Source organism: Sphingomonas sp. SL1004, assembly GCF_057815015.1.
Genome location: NZ_JBYMUX010000002.1, coordinates 19,171 through 35,754, shown reverse-complemented (window position 1 = coordinate 35,754; position 16,584 = coordinate 19,171). Strand labels below are relative to the sequence as shown.

The window sequence follows — 16,584 nt, the reverse complement described above, 5'->3', positions numbered from 1 at the left end:
CTCAATCCTCGTCCGCGACCGCGCCCAGCGCCGACTTTAGGGTAAAGCTGTTGTCCGCCGCGACCTGTTCGCGGCCCGTCAGCCCGCTCGCCACGATCACAGCGTCCCCGGCATGGGCGCCGAGCATGACCGGTACGGCCTTGAAGCCTTGCGGTGTGCGCACGAACACGACCGTTCTGCCATCGACCGTCTGCACTGCGGTCGACGGCACACGGATCGACGATTTCCCCGCACCGCTTGTTAACTGCACCGCGGCCGAGACGGACTCGCCCACCCGCCAGCGTCCGCCCCGATTGTCGAGAGTGGCGAGCGCGGAGACGAGCTTGGTATCGGGATCAAGCGCGGGCGACACAAAGCTGATGCGCGCGGTCTGCTGCCGCCCCGGCGCCGTCACAGTGACGAGGCCACCCGGTCGCACCCGCCCGGCATCTGCCGGCGAGAGGGCGAAGGAGAGCGACACCCGATCGAGACGCGAGACGCGGTAGAGTTCCGCATCCGCCGCGACCGTTTGCCCGAGGACGGCGCTACGCGTGATGACCTCGCCCGCGATCGGCGATACCACCGCAATGCGGTTGAGCGCGCCCGCGCTTGCGCCGGTCGCGGCGACTTGCCCCTGTGCTTGCCGGTAAGCAATGCGCGCCTCGATTGCGGCTGTCCGTGCCGCGACGAGATCCTGTTCGGGCGAGACGCGCTGGTCGAACAATCGTTGTTCACGCGCAAGATTGCTGTTGGCGAGCGCGAGACGCGCGCGCGCCGCTTCGACGTCGCCCTTGAGCTGCGCCGCCTCGCGGCTCTCGATCACCGCCAACGTCGTTCCCCGCGCGACGGACTGGCCCAGGTTCCGGGTCAGCGTCACCACGCGCCCGGCGAGCGCAGCAGACACGACCTGCGTCGCTTGCGGGTCGCCCTCGATCGTCGCTGGCAGCTCGATCGTGCCGCCGCCATCTCCAACCGTCGGGCGTACCAGCTCGATCCCCGCTGCCGTGATCTGTGCTGGCGTGAGCGTAACCGTGCCGTCCGCTTTCTTTGGACTGTCCTCACTCGCTTCGGCCTTCGGAGCGTCCGCGGCCTTCCTGCCGCATCCGCCGAGCGTCCCCGCCAACACCAGCGGCAGCGCCGCGATCAACCAACGCCGCTTCAATTCTTCGCTCCGTCATAGGGGGTCGTCAGCCGATCGAGCCGAGCCTGCGCCTCGTGGTAGGAAGCCAGCGCATCGATGGCGGCGCTGCGCGTCTCGGCGAGCGCACGTTCGGCTTCGAGAAGATCGAGCTGGCCGAACTTGCCTTCCCGGTAACCGATCCGGGCGATCCGCGCCGCTTCCTGGGCGCCGGCCAGCGCGGGGCCATTCGCGACGCGGGCTGCGCTCGCAGCGTTGTCGCGCTCGGCTTCGGCCTTGATGATCGCGCCGTTCGCTTCCAGTTCGGCCGCTTGGGCCAACGCCGCCGCCCTGCTGCGTTCGGCGCTAGCCTGGTCGATGGCCGCCCTGCCGCCGTTAAACAGTGGCAGCGGCACCGACAGGCCAAGAACCGCTGCGGTCGACCCAACCACCGGCACCCGGCGCACGCCGGCGTTCACCGTTATGTCCGGGATGCGCTGCGAGCGCGCGAGCCGTTCCTGTGCGCTGGCAGTTGCGACGTCGCCGCGCGCAGCGGCGACCGCCAGTGCGCCCGATCCCGGCCGAGCCGCGCTATCCTCGATCCGGTCGAACCAGGCCGAGTCGAGCGGGCCGCTGGCAGGATTGCCGATGCGCAACGCCAGGTTGGCGCGCGCCGCTGTCGCAAGCCGGGTCGCTTGCTCTACCGCCAGATCGGCATTGGTGCGGATGACGCCGGCGCGGCTTTCCTCCAGCGGCGATGCGCGTCCCGCCTGAACTCGTGTCTGCGCGGCGCGAAAGCCATCGGCCGCGATCCGCGCCTGTTCCCCTGCGGTCGCAAACCTGCGATCGGCCGCGAGCGCGTCGGTATAGGCTTGCGTCACACCAAGCCGCAGTTCGGCATCGACCGTTGCGCGGTCGACCGCGGCGCGCGCACCGAGCGCGTCAGCGACCCCGATCCGGGCCGACCGCTTGCCGCCCAGCTCCAGCGGATAGGCGAGACTGACCGTCTGTTTTGGCGCCTCCACGATATTGAAGGCGCGGGAGCCACCGACGTTCTCGACGTCGACGGCGACCGTCGGGTTCGGACGCAACCCGGCGACACGACGTCCCGCCGCAGCGGCATCCACACCCGCGCTCGCCGCCGCAGCCGAGGGGCTGGACCGGCGCGCCATCTCTATCGCAGCATCGAGCGTCAGGGGCGGTCCCTGGACCTGCGCGATGGCCGGTGTGGTGGTGAGCAGAAGCGCTAAAGCCAAGCGGCGCATCAGTCGAGCGCCACCGAGCCGCCTTTGCCCTGCCATACCGGCCACGCCGAGCGCAGCACGTGCGCGGCCGAGCGCAGGAAGAGGAGTGCGATCACCAAACCGGCGAGAACGTCCGGCCATCCTTTGCTCGTCCACGCTACCAGCAACGCGGCAATGAGAACGCCGACATTGGCGATCACGTCATTGCGCGAACATTCGAAGGTGCTGGCCATGTTCACGTTCAGGGTCCGGAAACGCCATAGCAGCGCCAGGCAGACGAGGTTCGCAATGAGCGCGACACCGGTAACCGTGAGCATGATCGAGCTGGACGGGGTGACGCCTTCGGCGATCTTGAATCCCGTCTCGATCAGAATGCCGATCCCGAAAGTGAGGATCAGCCCACCCTTGGCGAGTGCAGCACCCGCCTGCCACCGCTCGCCCTGCCCCAGCGCATAGAGGCTTAGTCCATAGACGATTGCGTCGCCGAGCATGTCGACCGAATCCGCCATCATCGCGCTCGATCGTGCGACAAAGCCGAAACCGAACTCGGTGGTGAACATGACAATGTTTACGACCATGACGATGATGAGCACACGCCTCTGGTCGCCTTGCGCCAGCACGTCCAGCGTCTCGGCCTTACGGGAACAACAGTCGTCCATTTCGATCCTCGACCGGAGAAGTGGAGGCTCCTATGCACCCTGAAGCCACTACAGGGTCAAGCGATGAATGATTTGCGCATCGGCGATCTCGCGCGCGCCACCGACACCAGAGTCGAGACGATCCGCTGGTATGAAAAGCAGGGATTGATCCCGCCGCCCGACCGCACGTCGGGCAATTACCGTGCCTATGGCGAGGCGGCACTGGCGCGGCTGAGCTTCATTCGTCGCGCGCGAGACCTCGGCTTTTCGCTCGATCAGGTTCGCGCGCTTCTTCAGCTCGCGAGCGACGAAGCGGGCGACTGCGCAGAAGTCGATGTGCTGGCGCAGCAGCATCTCGACGAAATAGATCGGAAAATTGCGGACCTGACGGCACTGCGCGGTGAGCTGTCCGGCTTGCTGACGTCGTGCAAGGGCGGGACCATCGGCAAGTGCCGGATTATTGATACGCTTGCACCACGGCGTTGACCGCTCGGCCGCCCAGCTTTCCCATTTTACCATCCTTTTGGGAAAGCCCCGGCGTTCTCGATCGTCGTTCGTTTGCGGGAACCCGCCGGCTAAAGCGGGGTCACAGTGCTGCTTTCGATCTGGTCCAGGTAGGGGGGACCAAACTCGTCGGCATTACGAAACCGGCTCACGCCGGAAATGGTGGCGGCACGGTTGGCCGTTACGATCAGGCATCGGTGCGGCGCTGTGCATGATTAGGTTCATGTGGACCGGTGTTAGGGATTGTTCATCCGACAGGCTTGGTACTCAGCCGTGCCCCACCGAGAGAAAGCCTGCCTGGCAGGCGCGAACTGTGCGAGGATTTTGCACGACCTAACTTAAATCAGTAATTGGCTGAAAACTTTAGAAGAACTGGTCTTTTGCGAGCGATGATCGTTACGGCTGTTCATGCAGTAGCAAGGATTGCCCAATGACCACATCGGACTGGCTATGGTTCGGCTTCATCGCCATGGCCTTGGGATCGGCGATCCTCCTTGTCATGGGGTGGAACCGGCGAACGCGTGACGAGGAGAACCACTACCTCCTGCACCTGTTCGTCACGCTGACGGCGACGGCCTCTTACCTCGCTATGGCGCTGGGCCAGGGTTCGATCCTTCTCGCCGATGGACGCGATTTCTACGTCGCGCGCTACGCGGACTGGGCAATCACGACGCCGATGCTGCTAACCGGTCTATGCCTAACTGCGCTCCACTCGCCGTTCCGCCGCTGGGCGCTGCTGCTGGGTCTCGTGTTCACCGACTTTTACATGATCGCGACCGGCGTTGTCGCTGGCTTTAGTCCCACGGGATCGTCGGCGAAGTGGGCATGGTACCTGATCAGCTCAGGCGCGTTCCTGTTCATCTATATCGGCCTTTGGGGCCCGATGCGCGTCGAGTCCGAGAAGTCGGGTCCGCGCGCGGCCAAGCTGTTCAAGACCAACGCCACCATCCTGTCGCTGGTATGGTTCGCCTATCCGGTGATCTTCTTACTCGGCTCGGAAGGCACGAAGACGATCGATGCGACCGCGACTGCGGCGCTCTACACGATCTTCGACGTGATCGCGAAGGTAGTCTACGGCATTTTCTCGATGGCAGCGACCCGCACCAAGGTCTCGGCCGACCTCGCGGCCGGTGAAGTACCCGAGCATGATCTGCGGCCCGCGCCGGTCGCTTACCACGAGGTCCAGGCGCCAGGTCGCACCGAGCGCGTTGAACCCACGCACCACGTTCAGCCGAACCGCAGCTGAGCGAGGACGTGCCGGTCAGGCTGGCATTTGGGGCGGTGGACCACGCCGCCCCCTTTTCATTTACCGCGATTCGATCGGCAGCGATGCGGATCGTGCCAGTCGTTCTCGCCGTCGCGATCGGTGCCGTGCTGCCGGGGCGTGTCCCGGCAGCCGGCTTTCTAGCCCTGGCGGTCATTGTCGGCCTGCCTCACGGCGCGTTCGATCATAAGGTCGCCCGACGTGCCTTTGAGCGGGGTCATGGCGCCGGATGGTGGCGGCCGTTCCTGGCGGGCTATCTCGCACTCGCTGCCGCGATGCTGCTCATTTGGTGGGCGCTTCCCGTCCTGGCACTTTCGATCTTCCTGCTTCTGTCGATCCTTCACTTCGGAGATCAGGACGCCCCGGCCCAAGCTTCCCACCGCAGCATCCGCATCGTGGCGCATGGCGGCGTTCCGATCATCGTCTCAGCCGTCTGTCATCCCGAAGCGATCGAGCGGCTGCTCGCCGCGCTGGTGCCGGGGCATGCGCATATCGTCACGATGCTTCTCGCCGAACCGGTGGCGCTGTTGTGGCTAGGGGCGGTCATCTGCACGCTTATCGCCTACGCGGCACGCGGGCGGGCCGATGACTGGACGGTTGGAGCGGACTTAATTCTAGTCACCCTGTTGTTCGCTGTTGCTCCACCGCTGATCGCGTTCGCGCTGTATTTTGCCGCGATCCATGCTCCGCGGGCGCTCACTGCTGCCATGCCGGCGGGGGGTATGCGAGCAGGAGAGTTGGTCCTGCCGCTTGTCCTGACGGTACTCGGGCTGGGACTCGGTGCCGTCATCTTCACCACAGGAACCGCAGCGCCGACCGGGGACAACGTCGTCCGTACCGCCTTCCTGCTGCTCAGCGCATTGACCGTGCCGCACATGTGGTTGGACTGGCGAGCACGTATGGCGTCCGGCGGGCCTGTCGTTCCAACGTACAACTGAAAGCCTGTCGGTGCTGCAATCTCTTTCCCTGCTACCCCTGCTCGGCATCTTCGCGGTTGCCGCTGTGGCGATCTGGATGGCGGGTATCCAGCTCTCCAATACCACCGGCGTGCTGTCGCAGCGGCTTGGCCTCGGCCAAGCGCTCGGCGGCGTCATCCTGCTGGCGATCGCCACCAACCTGCCCGAAATCGCGATCACCGCCAGTGCGGCAGCATCGAACAACATCGGGGTCGCGGTCGGCAACATCTTGGGCGGGATCGGCATCCAGACGCTGGTGCTGGTGGCGCTCGACGCTTTCGGCATGCGGGAAAAGGTGCCGTTGACCTACAAGGCGGCCAGCCTGACGCTGGTGATCGAGGGGCTGCTGGTCGTCGCGGTGCTGATCATCGCGATCATGGGAACGCAGCTTCCTGCCTCGCTGATCTACCTGCGCGTCGGGCCAGACGCGCTCGCCATCGCGCTGGTCTGGATCCTTGGCGTGTGGCTGATCGGCCGCGCGAACAAGGGGCTGCCCTGGCACGACAGCAGCGGCAACGCGCCGGATACGCAAGCTCAGCCAAAAGGGCATTCGCAGGTGAAAACCGAGCAGCAGGCTACAGCCAAGGGCAAGAGCACCGCGCGCACGGCCATTGTTTTCGTCATCGCGGCGCTCGTGACGCTGGTCGCAGGCGTAATGCTCGAGCGAGCAGGAGATGGCATCGCCGATCATATAGGCATGAGCGGCGTGCTGTTCGGCGCGACCGTGCTGGCGGCCGCGACCTCGCTGCCGGAGCTGTCCACCGGGCTTACCTCGACCAAGGCCGGCGACTACCAGCTCGCGATCAGCGACGTTTTCGGAGGCAACGCTTTCCTGCCGGTGCTCTTCCTGTTGGCAACGCTGATCTCGGGACGCGCGGTGCTGCCGCAGGCGCAGGACACCGACATCTACCTGGCCGGACTCGCGGTCCTGCTGACCAGCGTCTACCTGGCAGGCCTCATCTTCCGTCCCAGGCGCCGTATCCTCGGCATGGGCGTAGACTCGCTGGCAGTATTGATCCTCTACGTCATCGGCACCGCCGGCCTGTTCGCAATCGCCATGTCGAGTCATTATGGCTGATTGGCTGGACATCTCCTTTCGGCTCCTGGTCGCGACGGCGGCTGGAGCGCTGCTCGGCTTCGAGCGGTCGCGGCAGGACCGCGCGATCATGGGCTTTCGGACGCTGAGCCTGGTGGGGCTGGCGAGTTGCATCGCCGTCCAGGCGATCGTCCACAGCGGCCTGCCACAGATGAATGCGGACGCTGCCGGACGCGTCATACAGGGCGTACTATCGGGCGTCGGGTTCATCGGCGCGGGCGCGGTGCTCCACGGTGGAAGCTACAAGCAGGTCCACGGCCTTGCAACGGCAGCCAGCATCTGGGTGTCGGCTGCGCTGGGCTCGGCCGCAGCACTCGCGATCTGGCCGCTGATCGTCGTCGGCGCGGCGCTCGCCTTGTTCGTTCTGTTCGTCGGCGCCCCAATCGAGCGGCGTATCCGCGACCACGCGCGGGATACGCCTGCCGAGCAAGACCGGGTCGATACGGAGACGCGACCATGATGCGACTGCCACGGTCCAGGCGATGAGCACGGAAGCGGACTGGATCCACCTCGTCACCCGCGTGGTGGAGATCGTCGGCACTGCCATCATCGTGGTGGGCTCCTTCGGTGCGCTTGCCGCCTTTCTGTGGCGAATGGCGGCCAATGCCGCGCCGCGGGACACCCTGGTTGCCGCGTTTCGCTCCAATCTCGGCCGTTCGATCCTGCTCGGGCTCGAGTTCCTGGTCGCAGCGGACATCATCAACACCGTTGCCGTCGAGCCTACCGTACAAAGCCTGATCGTGCTCGCCGGCATTGTCCTGATCCGCACGTTCCTCAGCTTTTCGCTGGAAGTGGAGATCGAGGGACGCTGGCCTTGGCAAAAGGCCGGAAAGCTGGCGGGTTCGGTACAAGGCGAGGTCGGCCGTTCCGGCGACCAGCCTCAAACATGACCATCATTGCGGAACGGTCAGCAAGGACCGGACGTTCGTTTTTCACCGAGGAGTTTGACAATGCAACAGCCAGGCCTGCACGGACGTCATCGCGACATGAACGGCGAGATCAGCCGCAAGCACGGCAACACGCTGGTGAGCACCCTGCGCAAGATCTACGGCGCGTCGTTCGCGCCCGGAGCACAGCCCGGCGAGACGCTCTCGGAGGTGCTTGTCGAGATGGACGAGTCGTCCCTGTCCAAGCTCGTCCACGACCACGAACGTGGCGGCCTCGCAGGCAAGATTTCTGCCGCATAAGCTTCGAGAAGGAACGGTAGATGTTCGGTATAGGTGGGCTCAAACGGCCGAAGATGGTGGCGTTCGACATTATCGGAACGGTCTTCCCTCTGGAACCGCTCCGCTCCTCAATCGTAACGCTTGGGTTGCCTCCGGCGGGCCTGGACGGTTGGTTCGCCGCCGGATGTCGTGACGCCTTCGCCATGGCCGCCGCGGGTGACTTCGAGCCGTTCACGACGGTTCTAGAGACCGCGCTTGACGGCGTGTTGGCCGAACAAGGATTGGAAGCGCCAGCCTCTGAGCGCAAAGCGCTGGTGAAGCAGCTGGTGACGCTCGGCGCTCGTGACGGAACTCGCGAAGCCTTTGCACTTCTGATTGAGGCCGGCATCCCCGTCATGGCGCTCTCCAACGGCGCGAAGAGCTCGACCAAGGCACTGCTGGAGCGCGCCGAACTCAGCCACTTGGTAGAGGAGGTCGTGTCGGTCGACGAGGTCAAGCTCGCCAAGCCGAGAGCGGAAGTCTACATTTATGCGGCCGACAAGGCCGGTATCGAGCCTGCCGAGCTGGCGTTGGTGGCGGCACACCCGTGGGATATCAACGGTGCGGCCGCGGCCGGCCTCGTCACTGCTTATCTGACCGCCGACCGCCCCTACTCACGGGCTATGCGCGCTCCCGACAAGGAAGCATCGACGTTGCCGGAGCTCGCTCGTCAACTAATCGCAATCTAAAAAGCGTGAGGTTGCGTCTACCAAGTGTGTTTCCCACTCCTCATGATTCATGGTTTTGAAAAGTCGTTTCCATTCCCAATACACCATCCTTTTGGGAACGCCCCGGCCTTCTCGATCGCCATTCCCAATCAGGAAAGCCAAGAGACAAACCACGTAGCTCGTTCTAAAAGGCCGGAAACGCCTTGTGGGGGATGTGAGTATGGAAGACGGCTTCGCGACTTTGTCAAAGATCGTTGGCGAGCGCGAAAGTGCGATCGTCGCACGTTGGCGTCAGCTGCTCGCCGAGGCGGGCGGCTCGGGACGGATCAAAGACGCTGAGGTCCAGAAGCAGTGCCAGGATTTCCTGGCATCATTTGTAGCCGGACTTGGCGCAGGTGCAACGTCTGTAACCGATCCTGCTTTTGCCAAGGCCCGCGAATTGCTTGGCGAGGTCTCCCGTTCGCGAGCAAACCAAGGTTTCACACCGACCGAAACAGCGACGTTTGTCTTCTCGCTAAAAGAGCCGATCTTCGAGCAGGTTCGGGCGAGCTACCCGGATGATGCCGCTCGCGTGGCAAGCATCGGCTGGGAAATGACCCAGATCCTCGATCAGCTCGGACTGTACACCATGGAGGTCTACCAGCGCAGTCGCGAGGATGTAGTACGCCGCCAGCAGGATGAGATCGCCGAGCTTTCGACACCGGTCGTCAAGCTCTGGGAAGGCATCCTGGCACTGCCCCTGATCGGCACGCTGGATTCTGCCCGAACCCAGGTGGTCATGGAAAACCTTCTTCAAGCTATCGTCGACCAGAGCGCCGATCTCGCGATCATCGACATTACCGGGGTGCCAACGGTCGATACGCTTGTCGCTCAGCACCTTCTCAAGACGATCGCAGCGGCCCGCCTCATGGGGGCTGACTGCATTGTATCGGGTATCCGACCTCAAATCGCGCAGACGATGGTGCATTTGGGTGTGGAGCTGGACGTCGTATCCAAGGCTACACTGGCGGACGCCTTAGCCCTCGCGTTTCAGCGTACCGGACGAACGGTCGTCCGTAAGGCGATCGCGAAGGGCTGAACGTCATGGATCGTATTCCCATTCTCAAGCTCGGCCGGGCGCTCCTGGTCAGTATCCAGGTCGACATCCATGACCGCCTTGCCAAGGCTCTGGAAGAGGATCTCTCCGAGCGGATCGTCGCTACTGGCGCTCGCGGTGTCATGATCGACATTTCGGGGCTGGAAATCGTCGACTCATTCATGGGCCGAATGCTCGACAATATCGCTGCGGTCTCGCGCCTCCTCGATGCTGACACTGTCGTTGTCGGCATGCGCCCGGCTGTAGCGATCACGCTAGTCGAACTCGGACTGTCGCTGACAGGAGTAAAGACGGCTCTAAACGTCGAACGGGGCATGGCACTGATCGGCAGCGGCCAATATGAAGAATTCGATGGCGACGACGCCCCGGAGGGCGGTGATGAGCGCAACGACGGATGAGGTACTGCCAATCAGGGAGTCCGATGATGTCGTTCGTGTCCGTCAGGCAGTTCGTGTTCGAGCGGTCGCTGCGGGGCTAGGTCTTGTTGATCAGACCAAAATCGTGACGGCCGCCAGCGAATTGGCGCGCAATACCCTGGATTATGGCTTGGGTGGCACGGCCCGGATCGAGACGTTCACGGGATCCCCTGAGCGGGGCGTGCGACTGACATTTGCGGACAATGGCCCCGGTATTCCAGACCTCGAACGCGCACTGACCGACGGTTACACGACCGGGGGCGGTCTTGGCTTGGGACTGAGCGGCGCGCGGCGGTTGTGCAACGAATTCGAGATTGACTCGGTTGTCGGTCAAGGAACGCGCATCACCATTGCGCGGTGGAAGTAGCGATGCACGCAGTCGAAGTTCGAGACACCTCGCAGGTTGCCGAAGCCCGGCGGGTCGCGGTGGCGCTCGCCGACGCGCATGGCTTCAACGAAAGTGACGCAGGCAGAGTTGCGATCGTCGCCACGGAGCTTGCCACCAACATCCTCAAACATGGGGATGGGGGATCTCTTCTCGTCGACAGCTTCGAAGACGCCTCCGGTGCCGGCATCGAATGCCTTGCGCTCGACAAGGGGGCTGGCATGGCAGACATTGCGCTTTCTATGCGCGACGGCCACTCAACCGTCGGAACCGCTGGAAATGGCCTTGGCGCTGTCTTTCGCGGATCGCACGTAACCGACATATATTCCGCACCCGGCTGCGGCACAGCGATCATGGCCCGACTGCAACAGGGCCGTCCCGACCCGATCCGAAAGGTGGACCATCCAAGCTACGGTGCAGTCAGCCTGCCGATGCGAGGCGAGGAGGCATGCGGAGATGCATGGTGCAGGAAAGATGGCGCGGGTGGAACGACCTTCATGGTAGCGGATGGTCTCGGTCATGGGCCGTCGGCAGCGCAGGCGGCACACGCGGCGACGCGCTCATTTCATTCGTCTGGCTCCAAATTACCGAGCGAGATGCTCGTTGCGATGCACGCCGCCTTGCGTTCGACCAGGGGTGCCGCAATCGGTATCGCATACTTTGACCAAGCCGGAGGGCAGGTCATTTTTGCCGGTGTCGGCAACATCGCGGCGACACTTATCGACGCCGACAATGGCGTCAGGCGGATGATCTCCAACAATGGCACCATTGGGCATATCGCGCGACACATGCGAGATTTCAGTTATCCGATCACGACCACCACCCTGGTTGTGCTGGCCTCCGATGGCTTGGCGACGAACTGGGACCTCGGGGCGTATCCCGGCCTTGCTGCCCGCCATCCCGCGCTGATCGCCGGTGTGCTTTGGCGCGATTTCAACCGCGGTCGCGACGATGTGACGGTTTTCGTCGGCAAGATTGAAGCCAGCGCCGCATGACTATCGCGCCGATTATGACGGTCGCGCTGATCGAAGAGGCGGATATTGTCGCTGCTCGCCAGCGCGCGCGTCAGATTGCGGGCTTGCTAGGCTTCGAGGCGCAGGACCAGACGCGTATCGCCACGGCTGTGTCCGAAATCGCACGTAATGCAACCACATATGGCGGAGGGGGCCAGATCAAGTTCGGCATCGAGCAGACGGAAACACCAAGCCTCGTCATCCGTGTTTCGGACAAAGGGCCCGGTGTTGCTGACATTGATGCGATCCTTGAAGGCCGGTTCAAGAGCACCACTGGCATGGGCGTAGGCATTTCCGGGACGCGGCGCCTGATGGATCGCTTCGAGTTCGACAGTCGCCCCGGAAACGGTACGACTGTTGTCCTTGGCAAGCGGCTTCCCCGGACCATCACGTCGGTTGGCGGAGCCAAGCTCGCCGAGATTGGGAAGGTCCTCGCAGCGACCGGTGCCTCCGATCCGCTCGCGGAAGCTCGCACACAGAATCAGGAATTGCTTCAGGCCCTGGCGGATCTCAAAGCGAAGCAGGATGAAAGCGAGCGGCTCAATATCGAGCTTGGAGAGACAAACCGCGGCGTCGTGGCTCTCTATGCGGAGCTGGACGAAAAGGCTGCTCAGCTATCCACATTGAACGGTCAGTTAGAGGGACGTGTCGCCGCGGCTGTTTCGGAATGTCAGCAAGCCAATGACGCCTTGCGGCAAAGCCAAAAGATGGAAGCGGTTGGTCAACTCACTGGCGGTATCGCTCATGACTTCAACAACCTTCTTCAGGTCGTGACCGGCAACCTTGAAATGCTCTTGCGCCGGCTACCCGCCGACGACGTCCGACTACGGCGGGCCGCGGACAATGCCATGTCGGGGGCTCAGCGCGCAGCGACGTTGACGCAGCGACTGCTCGCGTTTGCCCGTCGCCAGCCACTGGCCCCCAAACCCCTTGATCCAAACCACCTCGTCGATGGCATGTCAGATCTTATGCGACGAACCTTGGGCGAAGCGGTCTCGGTCGATATCCGGCTCGCACCCGACCTGTGGAAGGTGGAAGCCGACGCCAACCAATTGGAGAATGCCCTTCTCAATCTGGCAGTGAATGCGCGCGACGCCATGTTGCCGGGCGGCACGCTAACCATTTCGACAGCCAATGGCATAATTGGCGAAGCTGACGCAGAGGAAGACGCCATCCCGGGCCATTATGTTTCGCTCGCCGTTTGCGACACCGGCGAGGGCATGTCCGAAGTGACGATGTCCCGCGTCTTCGAGCCTTTTTTTACGACCAAGGAGGTCGGCAAGGGCACCGGCCTTGGACTTTCCATGGTCTATGGCTTCGTGAAGCAATCAGGCGGACACCTTCGGATCGAAAGCAGTCTTGGCCGTGGCACGACCGTCACATTGTACCTGCCTAAATTTACCGGCGTAGCCCTGCCCGAAGAACAGTCCATCGTAAGCGAAACCGCTTTGGCTCAGCCTGGGGAAACTATTCTCGTAGTTGAGGACGATCCCGATGTTCGCGCTCATAGCTGCGATGTCCTGACCGAATTAGGCTATGCCTTCATAGCCGTGGCAGACGGTTCGGCCGCAGTTGAGGTTCTCGATAGTGCGGACCGGATTGACCTTGTATTTACCGACGTGGTGCTGACCGGTTCGATGAATGGTCGAGACGTTGCACTACATGCCCACTCTGTGAGACCAAAAACCCCGATTCTTTACACGTCTGGGTATGCGCGAGACGCTATCACTCACAATGCGCGCCTCGAAGAGGGTGTCGCGCTGCTGCCAAAACCATTTAACTATGCCGATTTGGCATCAGGCGTCCGCATGGCAATCGATCAGGCATTTAGAATACATAAATAGAATCTTTCCCTCGTGCGCAAATAACTGAACCGGTGAACTATATCTCAACAAGTTCTAGTAAAAGGATACCGCCGCCATCGCCTCCTTAACTTCTTCATTATCTGCCGTTCTAGGTGATAGCGACGTTGACGTTTTTCGTTCACTTGCAGGCGCAGCACAAACGTTTCGGCGCGGGCGCGTGCTTCGCATGCAGGGTTCGCCTTCGCCAGAGGTTTACCTTGTTCATGAAGGTTGGCTCGCTTGCAGTGTTACAGTGATAGACGGCGGACGTCAGATCGTTAGCATTCATACGCCTGGCGATCTTGTTGGGTTTTCAACTGCCCATCGTGCTACAGCCTTCGATCAGATTCACGCAATCAGCAATGCCGTTGTCAGTATTGTCAAACACTCAGTATTAAGTAACGTATTTGAACAACGCCCTCGGCTTGCCCAGTATCTGATGGTTAGATTGCAACAAGACCAAATCTCGCTGATGAAAAGGCTTGTATCGATCGGACGCACCGATGCAATTGCGAGAGTTGGAGCGCTTATTAGTGAACTGGTTGAACGGCACGTCAACGCAGGAGGAGAGGAGTATGACACCATAGCTGTCCCACTTCGGCAACCCGACATTGCTGAGCTTACCGGGCTTACGTCGGTGCACGTCAATCGCATGCTTCGCGAGTTGCGGGAACGCGGTATCGTAAATTGGAGCTCTGGGGTTATTCGCGTTCAAGACCCGGCAGCGTTGGCCGCGGTAGCTGGTATTCAGCGTAAATCGCCACGCAGCATCTCTGACCCCGTCAGATGCCCCGTCGATTCATCGGGTTTGGACCGCAAACCGCGCGAGGTTGTGCACCGGAGCGTCAGCGGTAGCATGTTGGTATGAAATTCGGCGGCAATATCATCCCCCTAAGCAGGTAAAAGATATCCGCTTTACCGTCGTTGACGAGACTGGCTTGCCGTACACGGGCGCGCTTATCGATATCTGGCACTGTGATGCTCAGGGGGTTTACTCCGGGTTCGAGCAACCTGCGGGACAGGTTGTTACCGACATGAAAGGTCGGACATTCCTGCGAGGTGTACAGCCGGTCAATGCGGACGGGAGCGCGCTGTTTCATAGCATCTATCCGGGCTGGTATCATGGTCGAACCACCCACATCCATTTTAAGGTGCGGCATGGCAACCGCACCAACCTAACCTCGCAGTTCTTCTTACCCGATACGCTCAGCGAGTTCCTGTATAGTCAGGTGACGGCGTACCGGCGCGCGGAGCTACGCGACACACTCAACTCCGATGACGGCATCGCCATCCAGGCCGGCGACACTACGGAAGGAAGCGTTCGCGAGACGAAGGGCCGCTACCTTGTGACGCTGACCGTTCGCGTAGATCGTGCGGCCATCGCACGAGAAAACCATTTTGGTGGTCCAGGGGGACGACCTCCGGGCCCCCCAGGCGCGGGCCCCATGGGCGGCACTGGAAACAGGCCGGGGGGTACAGATGGAGGACGCGGACCGCCGCAGGAAGCGCCACCCCTAGAGTAAGCGTGGCCGGCAGGCCGCAGATTACGCGGCTTGCGCCACTCGCTCTGCGGTTTGCGCGGACCAGTTCCAGGGCATGAGTTCGTCCCATCGCGCGGCCGGCCAATCCGCTGCGATCTTCCCAGTGACGTCGGCGATGTAGGCCTGCGGGTCGACGCCGTTGGCCTTGCAGGTCTGTATAACGGTGTAGATCGCCGCGGCGCGCTCGCCGCCCGTTTTCGAACCAGCGAACAGCCAGTTTCGCCGTCCGACGGCAACGCCGCGGAGCGCACGTTCGGCGATGTTGTTGTCGATCTCCAGGCGCCCGTCATCGAGGAAGCGACACAGTGCGAGCCATCGCTTCGTGCCATAGGCGATAGCCTTGGCCATGTCGGACTTTGGCGACAGGCGGCGCAGTGCTGCGTCCAGTGCCTCGCGCAGCGCATCGACTAGCGGCTTCGTCCGGTTCTGCCGCGCCGCCAGCCGCACGTCAGGCGGCCTGCCGCGGACCTCGGCCTCTATGCTGTACAAGGCACCGATGCGTTCAAGTATCTCGGTGGTCAGCGGCGTGGCAACCCGCTCGTGCAGGTCGAACACCTTGCGCCTGAAATGGGCCCAGCACGCGACTTCTGTGACGCCGCTTCGATAGAGCCCGTCGTAACCGGCATAGGCGTCGGCCTGGAGGAAGCCTCGAAATCCGGCGAGATGGGCTTGCGGATGTGCACCGGTACGGTCGGTCGTGAAGCGATACCATGTCGCTGGCGGAGCCGTGTTACCGGAGGCGCGGTCATCGACTGCATAGACCCATAGTCGCCCGGTCGCGGTGCGTCCGCGGCCTGGGTCGAGCACCGGGACTGGCGTGTCGTCCGCGTGGATCTTGTCGCCTTTCAGCACTTCCTCGCGGATGCGACTGACGATGGGGTCAAGCAGCGCGGCTGCATGACCGACCCAGCCCGCCAGCGTCGAGCGGTCGATGTCCAAGCCTTGGGCCGCCATCATCTCGGACTGCCGATAAAGCGGCAGGTGATGTTCGAACTTCGAGACGACGACATGGGCCAGCGTTGCGAATGTCGCCTTTCCGCGTGCGACTGCCTTCACCGGGGCAGCTGCCTGGACGATCTTCTCACACGTCCGGCAGCTGTATTTCGGTCGGACGTTCCGCACCACGCGCCAGTGCACCGGCAGGACGTCGAGCATCTCATGGGCGTCCTGCCCGAGACGGCGTAGCGCACCGCCACAGTCCGGGCATGTGCAGGCGCCGGAGGCGGGTTCGTGGACGACCTCCGCGCGTGGCAGGTGGTCGGGCAACGCACGGACTGGTGCCGGCCGCACGGGCGTGTCTGACAAGACCGCGCCGGTCTCCGGGACTGCGCTCTCGGTTTCCAGTTCCTCAAGTGCGAGTTCGAGCTGGGCGATCTCGCGCGTCAACTTCTCGGAGGATGCGCCAAACTGCATCCGCCGCAGCCGAGCGATCTGTCCACGCAGTGTCTCGATGAGCAGGTCGCGGGCGGCAAGTGCTGCATTGGCTCGGGCGAGCGAGGCCTCCAGCACGGCGATCCGCGCCTCGGCATCAGATGGGGCAAGAGATGCTTGCGACACCTCATTTTCATAGCAGTTCGCGCACTCTCACACGAGCAGAAATGGCGAAAAAGCTATGTTT

The 16,584-nt window shown here is 62.7% G+C and carries 19 protein-coding genes; 15 read left to right on the top strand and 4 right to left on the bottom strand.

Annotated elements, in window-relative coordinates; all coding sequences use genetic code 11:
- Position 1: 1 nt before the first annotated feature.
- Genes AC3D24_RS20850 through AC3D24_RS20840 form a run of 3 tightly spaced genes read right to left on the bottom strand, consistent with a single transcriptional unit; the run spans position 2 to position 2,999 of the window.
- Positions 2-1,141 carry an efflux RND transporter periplasmic adaptor subunit gene (locus AC3D24_RS20850; protein ID WP_489033347.1) on the bottom strand — a complete coding sequence of 380 codons (1,140 nt, stop codon included), beginning with the start codon at positions 1,139-1,141 and terminating at the stop codon, positions 2-4.
- Positions 1,138-2,361, bottom strand: a complete 1,224-nt coding sequence (locus AC3D24_RS20845) for a TolC family protein (RefSeq protein WP_489033345.1) — start codon at positions 2,359-2,361, stop codon at positions 1,138-1,140. The genes AC3D24_RS20850 and AC3D24_RS20845 overlap by 4 nt, the downstream gene beginning before the upstream one ends.
- On the bottom strand, positions 2,361-2,999 hold the full coding sequence (locus AC3D24_RS20840) for a cation efflux transmembrane domain-containing protein (protein ID WP_489033343.1): 639 nt from the start codon (positions 2,997-2,999) through the stop codon (positions 2,361-2,363). Before AC3D24_RS20840 ends, AC3D24_RS20845 begins: the two co-directional genes overlap by 1 nt.
- Before the next feature lie 63 nt (positions 3,000-3,062).
- Here AC3D24_RS20840 and AC3D24_RS20835 point away from each other — a divergent pair, with 63 nt between their 5' ends.
- The 15 genes from AC3D24_RS20835 (at position 3,063) to AC3D24_RS20765 (ending at position 14,948) form a co-directional block, all read left to right on the top strand.
- Positions 3,063-3,464, top strand: coding sequence for a MerR family transcriptional regulator (locus tag AC3D24_RS20835; protein ID WP_489033342.1), 402 nt, complete (start codon positions 3,063-3,065; stop codon positions 3,462-3,464).
- A 448-nt stretch (positions 3,465-3,912) separates the two neighbouring features.
- A complete protein-coding gene (locus AC3D24_RS20830; protein WP_489033341.1) occupies positions 3,913-4,728 on the top strand; it encodes a bacteriorhodopsin in 816 nt (271 codons plus the stop codon).
- A 92-nt stretch (positions 4,729-4,820) separates the two neighbouring features.
- Positions 4,821-5,684 carry a Brp/Blh family beta-carotene 15,15'-dioxygenase gene (locus AC3D24_RS20825; protein WP_489033339.1) on the top strand — a complete coding sequence of 288 codons (864 nt, stop codon included), beginning with the start codon at positions 4,821-4,823 and terminating at the stop codon, positions 5,682-5,684.
- Positions 5,685-5,694: 10 nt separating this feature from the next.
- Positions 5,695-6,780 (top strand): sodium:calcium antiporter, encoded by a 1,086-nt coding sequence (locus AC3D24_RS20820; protein ID WP_489033338.1) that lies wholly within the window; start codon positions 5,695-5,697, stop codon positions 6,778-6,780.
- A complete protein-coding gene (locus AC3D24_RS20815; RefSeq protein ID WP_489033336.1) occupies positions 6,773-7,258 on the top strand; it encodes an MgtC/SapB family protein in 486 nt (161 codons plus the stop codon). Before AC3D24_RS20820 ends, AC3D24_RS20815 begins: the two co-directional genes overlap by 8 nt.
- A gap of 22 nt (positions 7,259-7,280) precedes the next feature.
- Positions 7,281-7,688, top strand: a complete 408-nt coding sequence (locus AC3D24_RS20810; protein ID WP_489033334.1) for a DUF1622 domain-containing protein — start codon at positions 7,281-7,283, stop codon at positions 7,686-7,688.
- A gap of 60 nt (positions 7,689-7,748) precedes the next feature.
- Complete coding sequence (locus AC3D24_RS20805) at positions 7,749-7,985, top strand: hypothetical protein (RefSeq protein WP_489033332.1); 237 nt, start codon at positions 7,749-7,751, stop codon at positions 7,983-7,985.
- 20 nt (positions 7,986-8,005) lie between these two features.
- A complete protein-coding gene (locus AC3D24_RS20800) occupies positions 8,006-8,692 on the top strand; it encodes an HAD family hydrolase (protein WP_489033331.1) in 687 nt (228 codons plus the stop codon).
- Positions 8,693-8,891: 199 nt separating this feature from the next.
- Entirely contained in the window at positions 8,892-9,749 is an 858-nt protein-coding gene (locus tag AC3D24_RS20795) for an STAS domain-containing protein (RefSeq protein WP_489033329.1), read from the top strand.
- A 5-nt stretch (positions 9,750-9,754) separates the two neighbouring features.
- Entirely contained in the window at positions 9,755-10,165 is a 411-nt protein-coding gene (locus tag AC3D24_RS20790; RefSeq protein WP_489033327.1) for an STAS domain-containing protein, read from the top strand.
- A complete protein-coding gene (locus AC3D24_RS20785) occupies positions 10,146-10,550 on the top strand; it encodes an ATP-binding protein (protein ID WP_489033326.1) in 405 nt (134 codons plus the stop codon). Before AC3D24_RS20790 ends, AC3D24_RS20785 begins: the two co-directional genes overlap by 20 nt.
- Before the next feature lie 2 nt (positions 10,551-10,552).
- Positions 10,553-11,563 (top strand): ATP-binding protein, encoded by a 1,011-nt coding sequence (locus AC3D24_RS20780; protein ID WP_489033324.1) that lies wholly within the window; start codon positions 10,553-10,555, stop codon positions 11,561-11,563.
- Positions 11,560-13,425, top strand: coding sequence for an ATP-binding protein (locus tag AC3D24_RS20775; protein WP_489033323.1), 1,866 nt, complete (start codon positions 11,560-11,562; stop codon positions 13,423-13,425). Before AC3D24_RS20780 ends, AC3D24_RS20775 begins: the two co-directional genes overlap by 4 nt.
- Positions 13,426-13,501: 76 nt before the next feature.
- The gene (locus tag AC3D24_RS20770) at positions 13,502-14,293 is read left to right on the top strand and encodes a Crp/Fnr family transcriptional regulator (RefSeq protein ID WP_489033796.1); all 792 of its coding nucleotides are present in this window, start codon (positions 13,502-13,504) and stop codon (positions 14,291-14,293) included.
- The gene (locus AC3D24_RS20765; RefSeq protein ID WP_489033321.1) at positions 14,256-14,948 is read left to right on the top strand and encodes a dioxygenase family protein; all 693 of its coding nucleotides are present in this window, start codon (positions 14,256-14,258) and stop codon (positions 14,946-14,948) included. The genes AC3D24_RS20770 and AC3D24_RS20765 overlap by 38 nt, the downstream gene beginning before the upstream one ends.
- Before the next feature lie 21 nt (positions 14,949-14,969).
- On the opposite strand, the gene tnpC is transcribed toward AC3D24_RS20765, so the two are convergent.
- Complete coding sequence (gene tnpC / locus AC3D24_RS20760) at positions 14,970-16,523, bottom strand: IS66 family transposase (RefSeq protein WP_480955909.1); 1,554 nt, start codon at positions 16,521-16,523, stop codon at positions 14,970-14,972.
- Between the last annotated feature and the right edge of the window lie 61 nt (positions 16,524-16,584).

Bases quoted from the DNA above. Each gene is read 5' to 3' on its own strand.
- AC3D24_RS20810 (WP_489033334.1), top strand. From the start codon at position 7,281: ATGAGCACGGAAGCGGACTGGATCCACCTCGTCACCCGCGTGGTGGAG.
- AC3D24_RS20775 (WP_489033323.1), top strand. From the start codon at position 11,560: ATGACTATCGCGCCGATTATGACGGTCGCGCTGATCGAAGAGGCGGAT.
- AC3D24_RS20830 (WP_489033341.1), top strand. From the start codon at position 3,913: ATGACCACATCGGACTGGCTATGGTTCGGCTTCATCGCCATGGCCTTG.
- AC3D24_RS20840 (WP_489033343.1), bottom strand. From the start codon at position 2,999: ATGGACGACTGTTGTTCCCGTAAGGCCGAGACGCTGGACGTGCTGGCG.
- AC3D24_RS20805 (WP_489033332.1), top strand. From the start codon at position 7,749: ATGCAACAGCCAGGCCTGCACGGACGTCATCGCGACATGAACGGCGAG.
- AC3D24_RS20835 (WP_489033342.1), top strand. From the start codon at position 3,063: ATGAATGATTTGCGCATCGGCGATCTCGCGCGCGCCACCGACACCAGA.
- AC3D24_RS20785 (WP_489033326.1), top strand. From the start codon at position 10,146: ATGAGCGCAACGACGGATGAGGTACTGCCAATCAGGGAGTCCGATGAT.
- AC3D24_RS20800 (WP_489033331.1), top strand. From the start codon at position 8,006: ATGTTCGGTATAGGTGGGCTCAAACGGCCGAAGATGGTGGCGTTCGAC.
- AC3D24_RS20790 (WP_489033327.1), top strand. From the start codon at position 9,755: ATGGATCGTATTCCCATTCTCAAGCTCGGCCGGGCGCTCCTGGTCAGT.
- AC3D24_RS20815 (WP_489033336.1), top strand. From the start codon at position 6,773: ATGGCTGATTGGCTGGACATCTCCTTTCGGCTCCTGGTCGCGACGGCG.
- AC3D24_RS20845 (WP_489033345.1), bottom strand. From the start codon at position 2,361: ATGCGCCGCTTGGCTTTAGCGCTTCTGCTCACCACCACACCGGCCATC.
- AC3D24_RS20795 (WP_489033329.1), top strand. From the start codon at position 8,892: ATGGAAGACGGCTTCGCGACTTTGTCAAAGATCGTTGGCGAGCGCGAA.
- AC3D24_RS20780 (WP_489033324.1), top strand. From the start codon at position 10,553: ATGCACGCAGTCGAAGTTCGAGACACCTCGCAGGTTGCCGAAGCCCGG.